23 protein-coding genes are annotated in these 11,718 nt (G+C 41.9%); all 23 read right to left on the reverse strand.

All coding sequences use genetic code 11. From position 1 onward, the window contains the following. Window positions 1-13: 13 nt before the first annotated feature. Complete coding sequence (secY, locus tag P0G38_RS15850) at window positions 14-1,309, reverse strand: preprotein translocase subunit SecY (RefSeq protein ID WP_005227099.1); 1,296 nt, start codon at window positions 1,307-1,309, stop codon at window positions 14-16. Continuing rightward, complete coding sequence (gene rplO / locus P0G38_RS15855) at window positions 1,309-1,749, reverse strand: 50S ribosomal protein L15 (protein WP_003128016.1); 441 nt, start codon at window positions 1,747-1,749, stop codon at window positions 1,309-1,311. The genes secY and rplO overlap by 1 nt, the downstream gene beginning before the upstream one ends. 40 nt (window positions 1,750-1,789) lie before the next feature. After that, the gene (gene rpmD / locus P0G38_RS15860; RefSeq protein WP_003128015.1) at window positions 1,790-1,969 is read right to left on the reverse strand and encodes a 50S ribosomal protein L30; all 180 of its coding nucleotides are present in this window, start codon (window positions 1,967-1,969) and stop codon (window positions 1,790-1,792) included. A 13-nt stretch (window positions 1,970-1,982) separates the two neighbouring features. Further along, window positions 1,983-2,483 (reverse strand): 30S ribosomal protein S5, encoded by a 501-nt coding sequence (rpsE, locus tag P0G38_RS15865; RefSeq protein WP_003128014.1) that lies wholly within the window; start codon window positions 2,481-2,483, stop codon window positions 1,983-1,985. 20 nt (window positions 2,484-2,503) lie between these two features. Then, the gene (gene rplR / locus P0G38_RS15870) at window positions 2,504-2,860 is read right to left on the reverse strand and encodes a 50S ribosomal protein L18 (RefSeq protein WP_005227097.1); all 357 of its coding nucleotides are present in this window, start codon (window positions 2,858-2,860) and stop codon (window positions 2,504-2,506) included. A 57-nt stretch (window positions 2,861-2,917) separates the two neighbouring features. After that, complete coding sequence (rplF, locus tag P0G38_RS15875) at window positions 2,918-3,454, reverse strand: 50S ribosomal protein L6 (protein WP_005227095.1); 537 nt, start codon at window positions 3,452-3,454, stop codon at window positions 2,918-2,920. Window positions 3,455-3,485: 31 nt separating this feature from the next. Then, on the reverse strand, window positions 3,486-3,884 hold the full coding sequence (gene rpsH / locus P0G38_RS15880) for a 30S ribosomal protein S8 (protein ID WP_005227093.1): 399 nt from the start codon (window positions 3,882-3,884) through the stop codon (window positions 3,486-3,488). Between the two features lie 32 nt (window positions 3,885-3,916). After that, window positions 3,917-4,102, reverse strand: coding sequence for a type Z 30S ribosomal protein S14 (locus tag P0G38_RS15885; RefSeq protein WP_003128010.1), 186 nt, complete (start codon window positions 4,100-4,102; stop codon window positions 3,917-3,919). A gap of 18 nt (window positions 4,103-4,120) precedes the next feature. Then, complete coding sequence (rplE, locus tag P0G38_RS15890; protein WP_005227088.1) at window positions 4,121-4,660, reverse strand: 50S ribosomal protein L5; 540 nt, start codon at window positions 4,658-4,660, stop codon at window positions 4,121-4,123. Window positions 4,661-4,687: 27 nt separating this feature from the next. Continuing rightward, window positions 4,688-4,999: a 50S ribosomal protein L24 gene (gene rplX, locus P0G38_RS15895; RefSeq protein WP_005232526.1), complete on the reverse strand. Its 312-nt coding sequence runs from the start codon at window positions 4,997-4,999 to the stop codon at window positions 4,688-4,690. Window positions 5,000-5,034: 35 nt separating this feature from the next. Next, the gene (gene rplN / locus P0G38_RS15900; protein WP_003128006.1) at window positions 5,035-5,403 is read right to left on the reverse strand and encodes a 50S ribosomal protein L14; all 369 of its coding nucleotides are present in this window, start codon (window positions 5,401-5,403) and stop codon (window positions 5,035-5,037) included. A 60-nt stretch (window positions 5,404-5,463) separates the two neighbouring features. Continuing rightward, window positions 5,464-5,730 carry a 30S ribosomal protein S17 gene (gene rpsQ, locus P0G38_RS15905; protein WP_005232528.1) on the reverse strand — a complete coding sequence of 89 codons (267 nt, stop codon included), beginning with the start codon at window positions 5,728-5,730 and terminating at the stop codon, window positions 5,464-5,466. Window positions 5,731-5,754: 24 nt separating this feature from the next. Then, the gene (rpmC, locus tag P0G38_RS15910; protein WP_005232529.1) at window positions 5,755-5,943 is read right to left on the reverse strand and encodes a 50S ribosomal protein L29; all 189 of its coding nucleotides are present in this window, start codon (window positions 5,941-5,943) and stop codon (window positions 5,755-5,757) included. Then, window positions 5,933-6,367: a 50S ribosomal protein L16 gene (gene rplP, locus P0G38_RS15915; RefSeq protein WP_005226918.1), complete on the reverse strand. Its 435-nt coding sequence runs from the start codon at window positions 6,365-6,367 to the stop codon at window positions 5,933-5,935. Before rplP ends, rpmC begins: the two co-directional genes overlap by 11 nt. A gap of 2 nt (window positions 6,368-6,369) precedes the next feature. After that, on the reverse strand, window positions 6,370-7,026 hold the full coding sequence (gene rpsC, locus P0G38_RS15920) for a 30S ribosomal protein S3 (protein ID WP_005226916.1): 657 nt from the start codon (window positions 7,024-7,026) through the stop codon (window positions 6,370-6,372). Between the two features lie 13 nt (window positions 7,027-7,039). Continuing rightward, window positions 7,040-7,387 (reverse strand): 50S ribosomal protein L22, encoded by a 348-nt coding sequence (gene rplV, locus P0G38_RS15925; RefSeq protein ID WP_003127973.1) that lies wholly within the window; start codon window positions 7,385-7,387, stop codon window positions 7,040-7,042. Window positions 7,388-7,410: 23 nt separating this feature from the next. Beyond that, window positions 7,411-7,689 carry a 30S ribosomal protein S19 gene (gene rpsS / locus P0G38_RS15930; RefSeq protein WP_005226914.1) on the reverse strand — a complete coding sequence of 93 codons (279 nt, stop codon included), beginning with the start codon at window positions 7,687-7,689 and terminating at the stop codon, window positions 7,411-7,413. Between the two features lie 42 nt (window positions 7,690-7,731). Next, window positions 7,732-8,565 carry a 50S ribosomal protein L2 gene (gene rplB / locus P0G38_RS15935; RefSeq protein WP_005226912.1) on the reverse strand — a complete coding sequence of 278 codons (834 nt, stop codon included), beginning with the start codon at window positions 8,563-8,565 and terminating at the stop codon, window positions 7,732-7,734. Window positions 8,566-8,604: 39 nt separating this feature from the next. Then, on the reverse strand, window positions 8,605-8,898 hold the full coding sequence (locus P0G38_RS15940; protein WP_005226911.1) for a 50S ribosomal protein L23: 294 nt from the start codon (window positions 8,896-8,898) through the stop codon (window positions 8,605-8,607). Beyond that, window positions 8,898-9,521: a 50S ribosomal protein L4 gene (gene rplD, locus P0G38_RS15945; RefSeq protein ID WP_005226910.1), complete on the reverse strand. Its 624-nt coding sequence runs from the start codon at window positions 9,519-9,521 to the stop codon at window positions 8,898-8,900. The genes P0G38_RS15940 and rplD overlap by 1 nt, the downstream gene beginning before the upstream one ends. A 29-nt stretch (window positions 9,522-9,550) precedes the next feature. Continuing rightward, the gene (rplC, locus tag P0G38_RS15950) at window positions 9,551-10,180 is read right to left on the reverse strand and encodes a 50S ribosomal protein L3 (protein ID WP_003127967.1); all 630 of its coding nucleotides are present in this window, start codon (window positions 10,178-10,180) and stop codon (window positions 9,551-9,553) included. Between the two features lie 22 nt (window positions 10,181-10,202). After that, window positions 10,203-10,511: a 30S ribosomal protein S10 gene (rpsJ, locus tag P0G38_RS15955; protein ID WP_003127966.1), complete on the reverse strand. Its 309-nt coding sequence runs from the start codon at window positions 10,509-10,511 to the stop codon at window positions 10,203-10,205. A gap of 340 nt (window positions 10,512-10,851) precedes the next feature. After that, window positions 10,852-11,682, reverse strand: coding sequence for a bifunctional hydroxymethylpyrimidine kinase/phosphomethylpyrimidine kinase (gene thiD / locus P0G38_RS15960; RefSeq protein ID WP_275853120.1), 831 nt, complete (start codon window positions 11,680-11,682; stop codon window positions 10,852-10,854). Window positions 11,683-11,718: the final 36 nt, after the last annotated feature.

Below are 11,718 nucleotides of genomic sequence, written 5' to 3' on the forward strand. Positions count from 1 at the left end.
CACTTCAATAACTTTAATTGATGAAACCAGTATATTTCCGTTTCAGCATAAGCCCTTCTAACTGCTTGGCAGTATCAAGTGCCACACCGATAATGATCAATAGACTCGTTCCACCTAGTCCGATCGATTGCGGTAAATTCCAAGCCATCTGAGCGATGATTGGAAGTAAAGCAACCAATCCTAAAAAGATCGATCCAACCGTGCTTAATCGCATCAACAAACGCGATACATATTCTTCTGTTCCTTTACCAGGACGCACACTCGGAATGTAACTTCCTTGTTTTTGCAAGTTTTCCGCTAATTTCTCAGGGTTCACTTGAACAAATGCGTAGAAGAAGGTAAACGCAACAATCAAGACAGTGTAGATGATCGCACCCGGTACAGTGTTGTAACTAAAGATCGTTTGCACCACTTCGTACCAAGTTTCTCCTCTATATGAACTACCTAATGCTTGAATGATCGCATTTGGTGTTGTAATAAAAGAACTGGCAAAGATAACTGGGATAACCCCGGCAGCATTTACTTTCAAAGGAAGGTAACTGCTGGTAGGCGCTCCTGCTACCCGTTTTGTATATTGGATCGGAATCTTGCGTTCTGCCTGTTGAACATACGTTACTAAAGTAATGACGATCAACACAGCAATCACAAGCAGCGCCATAAAGATAGCATTTAGCCAGATATCCGATTGATCCACGTTAATGAAGTAATCTTCAATCAATTCTTTGATGCTTGCTGGTAAGCGTGAAATGATCCCCGCAAAGATGATCATTGACACACCGTTTCCGATACCACGCTCGGTGATCTGCTCTCCTAACCAAGTGACTAACATCGTTCCGGCTGTTAAAATCAGTCCGATCACGATATAGGTTGCCATATTAGGATTGTTTACAAACCCGAGTTGAGTGTAATAGTTAAATCCAGCCGTTAATGTCATGGATTGGACAAAGCCTAATACCAACGTCAAGTAACGTGTTGCCTGATTTAATTTCTTACGACCCACTTCACCTTGTTTCGACCATTCAACAAATTTAGGGACGATATCCATCTGCAACAACTGAATGACAATTGAGGCAGTGATGTAAGGCGAAACCCCCATCGAGAAAATCGAAAATTGTTGCATGGCGCCACCACTTACCAAGTTTAACATGTTTAAAAATGGTAGATCCGCGATGGTATTTAGGCGACTTGCGTCTACGCCTGGCACAGTAATATGTGTTCCCAGACGAAAGACAAACAAGATTAAGACGGTGAACAATATTCTGGATCTAATATCCTTAACCTTAAAGGCATCCTTCAATAGTCTGATCATTAGATCACCTCGATTGATCCACCAGCAGCAACGATTGCTTCTTCAGCTGCTTTTGAGAATTTAGCTGCTTTCACAGTCAATTTCTTCGTTAATTCTCCGTTAGCTAATACTTTGATTCCAGCTTTTTCGTCTTTGACGATTCCAGCTTCGTGTAAAGCAACAGGTGTTACTTCAGCACCGTCTTCAAAGCGGTTCAAGACATCAAGATTGATGACTGCATATTCTTTGCGGTTCACATTTGTAAAGCCACGTTTTGGTAAACGACGGAACAATGGTGTTTGTCCACCTTCGAATCCTAGACGTACTCCGCCGCCTGAACGAGCTTTTTGACCTTTTTGTCCACGTCCAGCTGTTTTACCGTTACCAGATGAAGTTCCTCGTCCGACACGGTTACGTACTTGGCGTGAGCCTTCTGATGGTTTTAATTCATGAAGTTTCATAGGTTTGGCACCTCCTTAATCAAACTAGATCTGCTGATCCTTAGACCTCTTCAACGTCCACTAAGTGAGAAACAGTGTTAACCATGCCTTTGATTGCATCATTAGCAGGTTTTACAACTGTTGAATTCAACTTTGTAAGACCTAACGCTTTTACAGTATCACGTTGGTTTTGGGGACGTCCGATAATACTGCGTTTTAAAGTAATTTTCAATTCAGCCATTATAGTGTCCTCCTTAACCGATTAATTCTTCTACTGATTTGCCGCGAAGTGCTGCCACTTCTTCAGCGCGTTTTAATTGTTTTAAACCTTCAACTGTTGCGCGAACAACGTTGATTGGTGTGTTAGAACCTAAAGATTTAGATGTGATATCAGCTACCCCAGCTAATTCCAATACGGCACGAACTGGTCCACCAGCAGCTACCCCAGAACCTTCTACAGCAGGTTTCATAAGGATGCGTCCGCCGCCGAATACACCGATAACTTCGTGAGGGATTGTAGAACCAACCATTGGTACTTCCACCAAGTTTTTCTTCGCGTCTTCGATTGCTTTACGGATTGCTTCTGGTACTTCTTGCGCTTTACCAGTACCGAAACCTACGTGTCCGTTTTTGTCACCGACAACAACTAATGCAGCAAAACGTAGACGACGTCCACCTTTAACAACTTTAGTTACACGGTTGATCGCAACAACGCGGTCTTCTAATTCCAAATGTTTTGGATCAATATAAACCATGAATGGTGTTCCTCCTTCTCTTAAAATTCCAGTCCATTTTCGCGAGCTGCTTCAGCTAAAGCTGCTACACGGCCATGGTAAAGGTATCCACCACGGTCAAAGACTACTACTTTAATACCTTTTGCTGCTGCACGTTCTGCGACTAATTTACCGACAGCTTGTGCTTGTTCAGTTTTTGTTGCACCTGAAACTTCTTTGTCTAAGGCAGAGGCACTTGCTAGCGTCACACCCGCTACGTCATCAATTACTTGTGCGTAGATGTTTTTGTTCGAACGGAACACGTTTAAGCGTGGGCACTCAGCAGTACCAGAGATTTTGTTACGTACACGACGATGTCTTTTCTGACGTGTCTTGTTTTTATCTGGTTTTGTAATCACAATTTGTCACCTCTTTTAATTTTGCTAGCCTAAGCTGCTAGTCGTAAAGAATTACGACTATTTACCAGTTTTACCTTCTTTACGGCGTACAAATTCGCCAACATAACGAATTCCTTTGCCTTTGTAAGGTTCTGGAGGACGAACGCCACGGATATTGGCAGCCAATTCGCCAACGACTTCTTTATCTGATCCTTTAACGATCACAGAAGTGTTTGAAGGAACTTCGATTTCGATTCCAGCTGGCGCTTCGATTTCAACTGGATGAGAGTAACCAACGTTCAATACAAGTTTTTTTCCTTGTAATTGAGCACGGTACCCAACCCCGATTAATTCTAACGCTTTTTGGAAACCTTCAGAAACACCAACAACCATGTTGTTGAAGTTTGCACGGGTAGTTCCGTGGATAGTTTTCATTTCTTTACTATCATTTGGACGAGTGAATGTTACTTCGTTTCCTTCGATATTCATTGTGATATCAGAAGAGAAAGTACGTGTTAATTCACCTTTAGGTCCTTTAACTGTAATGTCGTTTCCGTTTTGCTTGATTTCAACACCAGCAGGAAGAACGACGATCTTATTACCGATACGACTCACTTAGAGGCACCTCCTTGTGGAATATTTTAAATTACCATACATAAGCGACTACTTCGCCGCCAACATTTTTTGCTCTAGCTTCTTTGTCAGTGATTACACCGTCAGAAGTTGAGATAATCGCGATTCCTAGACCATTCAATACTTTTGGTACTTCGTCAGCTTTGACATAAGCACGCAAGCCTGGTTTAGAGATACGTTTTAAGTTTGTGATAACACGTTCACCGTTTTTACCGTATTTAAGAAATACGCGGATCACGCCTTGTTTGTCATCTTCAATGTATTCAACATCGCGGACGAAACCTTCACGTTTCAAGATTTCAGCGATATCACGTTTGATTTTTGAAGCAGGTACTTCTAGGCTTTCGTGTTTAACCATGTTTGCGTTACGCACGCGCGTTAGAAAATCTGCAATTGGATCTGTCATGACCATGGGATAATTTACCTCCTTTATGCGAGTATAGTTTACCAGCTAGCTTTCTTCACGCCGGGAATTTGTCCTTTATAGGCAAGTTCGCGGAAGCAAATACGGCAAAGATGAAATTTACGATAAACTGAATGTGGACGTCCGCAACGTTCACAACGAGTATATTCTTGCGTTGAGAATTTAGCAGGGCGTTTGTTTTTAGCAATCATTGATTTTTTAGCCACGTAGTTCGCCTCCTTTTTTTATTTTTGGAATGGCATGCCTAATTGTGTCAACAATTCACGAGATTCTTCATCTGTGTTTGCTGTTGTTACAATCACGATATCCATACCACGTACTTTGTCGATCAAATCATAATCTACTTCAGGGAAAATCAATTGTTCTTTGATACCTAAAGTGTAGTTTCCGCGTCCGTCGAACGCTTTTTTGCTCACACCGTGGAAGTCACGGACACGTGGCAATGACACACTTACTAGTTTATCTAAGAATTCATACATTCTTTCGCCGCGTAGAGTTACTTTCGCACCGATTGGCATTCCTTCACGTAAACGGAATCCTGCGATAGATTTTTTCGCTTTTGTGATCAATGGTTTTTGACCTGAGATCAATTGTAATTCTTCAACAGCTTTGTCTAAGTTTTTAGCATTAGAAACAGCGTCACCGACACCCATGTTGATAACGATTTTATCAACTTTTGGTGCTTCCATGATTGAGCTGTAGTTAAATTTGTCCATTAATGATGGGACAACTTCTTTTGAATATTTTTCTTTAAGGCGGTTCATCTGTTAGCCCCTCCTTCCTTCATCAGATTATTTATCAAGAACTTCTCCGGTTTTCTTAGAAACGCGGACTTTTTTGCCGTCAACTTCTTTGTAACCGACACGCGTAGCTTCACCGTTCGATGGATCAACCACCATCACGTTAGAAACATGAATTGGTGCTTCCATTTCAACGATTCCGCCTTGAGGAGCAGTTTGAGAAGGTTTTTGGTGTTTTTTGACAACATTGACACCTTCAACAACGACTTTGTCATTTTTAGGAAACGCTGCTAGCACAACGCCTTCTTTGTTTTTGTCTTTACCAGTGATAACTTTAACTTTATCGCCTTTTTTAACAAACATGTTTGTTTCGCACCTCCTTTAGATAAGAATCACTATTACAATACTTCTGGTGCTAGGGAAACGATCTTCATAAAGTTGCCTTCACGCAATTCGCGGGCAACTGGGCCAAAGATACGAGTTCCACGAGGGCTCTTATCGTCACGGATAATAACCGCAGCATTTTCATCGAATTTGATGTATGAACCGTCTGTACGACGAGCTCCTGATTTAGTACGAACGATAACGGCTTTAACGACGTCACCTTTTTTGACAACCCCACCTGGCGTTGCTTGTTTAACCGTAGCAACAATCACGTCACCAATATTGGCAGTTTTACGACCAGATCCGCCAAGGACTTTGATCGTTAGAATTTCACGGGCACCTGAGTTGTCCGCCACTCTTAATCGGCTTTCTGCTTGGATCACGATGTGTATCCTCCTTTCAGATTTTGCAATTCACAATCTATATAGGAAAATCTCGTGTGATTAGATAATCACTGCCTTTTCAACAATCTCTACTAGACGGAAACGTTTCGTAGCTGATAATGGACGAGTTTCCATAATTTTCACGATATCGCCAACTTTTGCTTCGTTGTTTTCATCGTGTGCTTTGTATTTCTTAGAATAGTTCAGACGTTTGCCGTAGATAGGGTGGTTTTTCTTTGTTTCAACGACAACAGAGATAGTTTTATCCATTTTGTCTGATACCACGCGACCTTGGTAAACTTTGCGTTGATTTCTTTCTTCAGTCATACGCTAAATGGCCTCCTTCCACTATTACTTAACTTGTTCACGCAATACTGTTTTAATGCGTGCAATCGATTTACGTACTTCTTTGATACGTGCAGTGTTTTCTAATTGACCTGTTGCTAATTGGAATCTAAGATTGAACAATTCTTCTTTCAATTGTTTTTCTTGATCTAGCATTTCGGCAGTGGTTAATTCTCTGATTTCTTTAACCTTCATTCGATTCACCACCCATTTCCTCACGTTTTACGATCTTCGTTTTCACTGGTAATTTGTGAGAAGCAAGACGTAGCGCTTCGCGCGCAACTTCTTCAGGTACACCGGCAATTTCAAACATGATTTTACCACGTTTAACTGGTGATACCCATCCTTCAGGAGCCCCTTTACCAGAACCCATACGTACCCCGATAGCTTTGGCAGTATAAGATTTGTGAGGGAAAATTTTGATCCATACTTTCCCGCCACGTTTCATATAACGAGTCATTGCGATACGGGCAGCTTCGATTTGACGGTTTGTGATCCAGTGTGATTCAACAGCTTGTAAGCCGTATTCACCGAATGCTACTTCTTTTCCGCCTTTCGCTTCGCCACGCATTTTTCCGCGGAACTCACGACGGTGTTTTACACGTTTAGGTACTAACATGTTTATTTCCCTCCTTTCTCAGTGTTCTTTTTAGTTGGAAGAACTTCTCCACGATAAATCCACACTTTAACTCCTAGTTTTCCGTATGTTGTATCTGCTTCTTCCCATGCGTAATCAATGTCCGCACGTAATGTATGAAGTGGAACTGTTCCTTCTGAGTAACCTTCTGAACGAGCGATATCCGCACCATTTAGACGGCCAGAAACTTGTGTTTTGATTCCTTTAGCGCCAGAACGCATTGTGCGTTGGATCGCTTGTTTTTGAGCACGACGGAAAGCAACACGGTTTTCTAATTGACGTGCGATTCCTTCGCCTACTAATTTAGCATCTAAATCTGGTTTTTTGATTTCAACGATATTGATGTGAACTCGTTTGCCAGTTAGGCTATTTAATTCTTTTCTTAGGTTTTCGACTTCAGATCCGCCTTTACCGATAACCATACCTGGTTTAGCTGTGTGGATTGAAATATTCACGCGGTTTGCTGCACGCTCGATCTCAACTGTAGACACAGCGGCATCAGCAAGTTTAGATGCGATAAATTTACGGATTTTCAAATCTTCATGTAGAAATTCAGCATACTCTTTTTCAGCATACCATTTAGCATCCCAGTCACGGATGATGCCTACACGCATTCCAATTGGATGTACTTTTTGACCCACTGATTGTCCCTCCTTATTTTTCTGATACGACTACAGTAATATGACTTGTACGTTTGTTGATCGGTGAAGCTGAACCTTTCGCACGTGGACGGAAACGTTTCATCGTTGGTCCTTCGTTTACGAATGCTTCAGAAACAATCAAGTTTTCAACATCTAAGTCAAAATTATTTTCTGCATTGGCAATAGCTGACATCAAGACTTTCTCGATGATTCCAGCTGCTTTATTTGGTGTGAACTTTAAGATCGCGATTGCTTCAGCAACGCTTTTCCCTCTGATTAAGTCAATAACTAGACGAGATTTACGAGGAGAAACGCGGACTGTTTTAGCAGTTGCTTTCGCTGATGTGATTTGTTCTGCCATTTTTGGATATCCTCCCCTCAAAATTAGCGTCTTGTTTTCTTATCATCGGCAGCATGTCCGCGATAAGTTCTTGTTGGTGCAAATTCACCTAATTTGTGTCCTACCATGTCTTCTTGGATGTAAACTGGTACATGTTTCCGTCCATCATACACAGCAATTGTAAATCCGATAAAATTAGGGAAAATTGTAGAACGACGTGACCAAGTTTTGATCACTTTTTTCTTTTCAGCGCCTTCTTGTGCTTCGACCTTTTTCATCAAATGGTCATCGACAAAAGGTCCTTTTTTCAAACTACGACCCATGGTGTACCTCCTCTCAAAATGTGCGACACACGGTCAAGTATATTACTTAGTTTTACGACGACGAACGATAAGTTTGTCTGATTTTGCTTTTTTGTTACGTGTTTTGTAACCAAGTGCAGGTTGTCCCCAAGGAGAAACTGGTGCTTTACGTCCGATTGGTGCTTTACCTTCACCACCACCGTGTGGGTGATCATTAGGGTTCATTACGCTACCACGTACAGTTGGGCGTTTGCGCATCCAACGAGAACGACCGGCTTTACCGATGTTGATCAATTCGTGTTGTTCATTACCAACAGAACCGATTGTTGCACGACATGATGCTAAGATCATCCGTACTTCACCAGAGTTCAAGCGGATCAATACGTATTTGCCTTCTTTACCAAGTACTTGAGCACTTGTTCCAGCTGAACGAATCAATTGTCCACCTTTACCAGGTTTCATTTCGATGTTGTGGATAACAGTACCGACTGGAATGTTTTCTAGTGGTAATGCATTCCCTACTTTGATATCTGCATCTGGACCAGAAACGACAGTCATGCCAACTTCTAATCCTTTAGGTGCTAAGATGTATGCTTTTACTCCATCCTCGTAATGTACTAACGCAATGTTAGCAGAACGGTTTGGATCATATTCAATCGTTTTAACCGTAGCAACGACGTTGTCTTTGTTACGTTTGAAATCGATCAAACGGTATTGACGTTTGTGACCGCCACCTTGATGACGAACCGTGATACGTCCGTTGTTGTTACGACCAGCATTGTTTTTCAAAGGAGCTAACAATGTTTTTTCTGGTGTTGAAGTTGTGATTTCAGCGAAATCAGAACTTGTCATATTACGACGGCCGTTCGTGGTAGGTTTGTACTTTTTAATCGCCACGTCTTTTTCCCTCCCATGTAAAGTTTATGCGTGAGTTGCTTATTCAGCAGCTTCGAAAATTTGGATTTCTTTAGAATCTTCAGTTAAAGTCACAACAGCTTTGCGACGTTTTTTTGTATATCCTGCATATTTACCCATGCGTTTGAATTTCGGACGAACGTTGATGATGTTCACGTTTGCCACTTTCACTCCGTCAAAGGCAGCTTCTACAGCTTGTTTTACTAAAGTTTTGTTAGCTTTTGTGTCCACTTCAAAAGTGTATTTCTTGTCATCCATGGCAAGCATTGATTTTTCAGTGATCACTGGGCGTTTAATAACGTCTAGTAAGTTCATTATGCAAGCACCTCCTCGATCTGAGTAAGAGCAGTTTGTGTCACTAACATTTTGTCGTTAGAAACGATGTCTAAAACACTAATGTTATCAGCAGTAACTACAGAAACTTTTGGCAAGTTGCGCGCAGATAAAGCGGCAAAGTCGTTTTCAGATTCTAAAACTACCAATACTTTAGAGTCAATTGTCAAGTTAGCTAAAACTTGTTTGAATTCTTTTGTTTTTGGAGCATCAAAGCTTAATCCTTCTACTGCTACCAAGTTATTTGAAGCAACTTTTTCTGACAATACAGATTTCATTGCTAAGCGACGAACTTTTTTAGGAAGTTTGTAGCTGTATGAACGTGGTGTTGGTCCGAAGACTACGCCACCTCCACGCCATTGTGGTGAACGGATTGAACCTTGACGGGCACGTCCAGTTCCTTTTTGGCGCCATGGTTTACGGCCACCGCCACGAACGGCACTGCGGTTTTTCACAGCGTGTGTTCCTTGTCTTAATGAAGCGCGTTGCATGATGATTGCATCATAGACAACTGATTCATTTGGTTCGATTCCGAAGATTTCTTCGTTCAATGTAATTTCGCCATTTTGGCTTCCATCTTGTTTGAATAATGCTACATTCGGCATTCCTTAGTTCCTCCTTTCTTCCTATCTACTTATTTAGCTTTCACAGCTGATTTGATTGTAATCAATGATTTTTTCGCGCCAGGTACATTACCTTTGATCAAGATAACGTTGCGTTCTGCGTCTACGCGTACGATTTCCAAGTTTTGGATCGTGATGCGATTTCCGCCCATACGTCCAGCAAGACGTTTGTTTTTGAATACACGGTTAGGTGCAACTGGACCCATTGATCCAGGACGACGGTGGTAACGAGAACCGTGAGCCATTGGTCCGCGGCTTTGTCCGTGACGTTTGATAACGCCTTGGAATCCTTTACCTTTCGAAGTGCCGGTTACATCGATGATGTCTCCTGCTTCAAAAATATCAACTTTGATTTCTGATCCTACTTCTAAGCCCTCTAGCTCTACATTCTTGAATTCGCGAATGAAGCGCTTAGGAGCCGTGTTTGCTTTTGCAACATGACCTTTCGCAGGTTTGTTAGACAAAACTTCACGCATATCTTGGTAGCCGACTTGAATTGCTTCGTAGCCGTCATTTTCGATTGTTTTCACTTGTAGCACTACGTTTGGTGTAGCTTCTACTACAGTTACTGGAATCAATTCGCCAGATTCAGTGAAGATTTGAGTCATTCCCACTTTTTTCCCTAAGATTCCTTTGGTCATGATTACACCTCCATCTTAATTATTATAGTTTGATTTCGATATTAACACCGCTTGGCAAGTCTAGCTTCATTAAAGCATCAACAGTTTTTGGTGTTGGATTCACAATGTCGATTAGACGTTTGTGTGTACGCATTTCGAATTGTTCGCGTGAATCTTTGTATTTGTGCGTCGCACGGATGATCGTGTACAAGCTGCGTTCAGTTGGTAATGGAATTGGACCAGATACGCCAGCTCCAGTTCTCTTTGCAGTTTCTACGATTTTATCCGCTGATTGATCTAAAATACGATGTTCATACGCTTTTAAACGGATACGAATTTTTTGTTTTGCCATTGTTTTCCCTCCTTCGCCTATTTTGAAAAGTAGACATAGCTCCACGAAAATTTTCCGTCACGCTCGTCCATGGCAAAGCGTCCGGGCGTGTCGCAACCTCTCGTTTCGTAGCCGGCAGAAAATTTCTTTGCTGCCAGTGTGACTTACGTATTTACGTAAACAGCACCTTTATGATTATATTACGGATAAACATTGATTGCAAGCTTTTTTTATGGAAAAACCGGGATTCTTTTGCATTTCTTTCAGAAAATTTTCTTTTGGTTTCGAAACACAAAAAAAGAAGCGTTGACCGCTTCTTTTAAGCACTTCTTCATTTCCTATTTATATAGAAGAAAATCTATTATTGCGGCGCTTCCTCCTGCATACGGTCTTGGGCGTGGGTATAGGCACCATGCCACACATGGCCCACATAAGGATTGATGACCACTCCTTCTTTGATTGCCGCTGTGACAAAGGCTTTCGCTAAGCGAACACTTTCCACGACGGGTTTTCCTTTTGCAAGACCAGCAGCGATCGCCGCTGAAAAGGTGCAGCCTGCCCCGTGATTGAAATCAGTAGCGATTTTTTCTCTTTCTAATAAAAGGAAGGATCGCCCATCATAAACAAGGTCAATGGCTTTTGTTCCTGGCAAGCGATGCCCCCCTTTGATCACGACGTATTTAGCACCTAATTCATGGATTTTTTCAGCAGCTTGCTTCATGGCCTCCACACTCGTCAAATCACCCAAACCTGAAAGAATCCCCGCTTCAACTAAATTAGGGGTGACAACATCTGCTAACGGCAACAAATGCGTGATGATGGCATCGACGCTTTTTGGCTGTAAGATTTCTGCAGTCCCTTTGCAAGCAATGACAGGATCGATCACCACATTTTTGACTTGCTGCTGCTGGATCATCTGCGCAGCTTGGACAATATTGTCTTCATTGCCTAACATGCCCGTTTTTAGAGCATCCATCGGATCACCTGCAAAAGCAGAGATCATTTGTTTTTCGACAAGCGCTGTTTCCATCGCCGTTACTTCATGGCTCCAACCTGCTTGTGGGTCCATCGTGACGATCGAAGCGATCGTGGCAAAACCAAAGACACCATATTCCTGAAATGTTTTTAAATCTGCTTCGATACCGGCACCTCCGGTTGAATCTGACCCAGCAATTGATAGGACTTTTTCCATCTTCCTCATCTCCTTGTGCTTTTTGCTAAGTATAGT

The sequence above is a fragment of the Enterococcus casseliflavus genome (assembly GCF_029215545.1).
GTDB lineage: Bacteria > Bacillota > Bacilli > Lactobacillales > Enterococcaceae > Enterococcus_D > Enterococcus_D casseliflavus.

Coding starts and splice junctions, on each gene's coding strand:
- rpsS (WP_005226914.1), bottom strand. CDS start 7,689: ATGGGTCGTAGTTTGAAAAAAGGACCTTTTGTCGATGACCATTTGATG.
- rpsE (WP_003128014.1), bottom strand. CDS start 2,483: ATGGTTTATATTGATCCAAAACATTTGGAATTAGAAGACCGCGTTGTT.
- rplO (WP_003128016.1), bottom strand. CDS start 1,749: ATGAAACTTCATGAATTAAAACCATCAGAAGGCTCACGCCAAGTACGT.
- P0G38_RS15940 (WP_005226911.1), bottom strand. CDS start 8,898: ATGAACTTACTAGACGTTATTAAACGCCCAGTGATCACTGAAAAATCA.
- rplD (WP_005226910.1), bottom strand. CDS start 9,521: ATGCCGAATGTAGCATTATTCAAACAAGATGGAAGCCAAAATGGCGAA.
- rpsH (WP_005227093.1), bottom strand. CDS start 3,884: ATGGTCATGACAGATCCAATTGCAGATTTTCTAACGCGCGTGCGTAAC.
- secY (WP_005227099.1), bottom strand. CDS start 1,309: ATGATCAGACTATTGAAGGATGCCTTTAAGGTTAAGGATATTAGATCC.
- rplP (WP_005226918.1), bottom strand. CDS start 6,367: ATGTTAGTACCTAAACGTGTAAAACACCGTCGTGAGTTCCGCGGAAAA.
- rpsJ (WP_003127966.1), bottom strand. CDS start 10,511: ATGGCAAAACAAAAAATTCGTATCCGTTTAAAAGCGTATGAACATCGT.
- rplV (WP_003127973.1), bottom strand. CDS start 7,387: ATGGCAGAACAAATCACATCAGCGAAAGCAACTGCTAAAACAGTCCGC.
- rpmC (WP_005232529.1), bottom strand. CDS start 5,943: ATGAAGGTTAAAGAAATCAGAGAATTAACCACTGCCGAAATGCTAGAT.
- rplC (WP_003127967.1), bottom strand. CDS start 10,180: ATGACCAAAGGAATCTTAGGGAAAAAAGTGGGAATGACTCAAATCTTC.
- rplE (WP_005227088.1), bottom strand. CDS start 4,660: ATGAACCGCCTTAAAGAAAAATATTCAAAAGAAGTTGTCCCATCATTA.
- rpmD (WP_003128015.1), bottom strand. CDS start 1,969: ATGGCTGAATTGAAAATTACTTTAAAACGCAGTATTATCGGACGTCCC.
- rplX (WP_005232526.1), bottom strand. CDS start 4,999: ATGTTTGTTAAAAAAGGCGATAAAGTTAAAGTTATCACTGGTAAAGAC.
- rpsQ (WP_005232528.1), bottom strand. CDS start 5,730: ATGACTGAAGAAAGAAATCAACGCAAAGTTTACCAAGGTCGCGTGGTA.
- thiD (WP_275853120.1), bottom strand. CDS start 11,682: ATGGAAAAAGTCCTATCAATTGCTGGGTCAGATTCAACCGGAGGTGCC.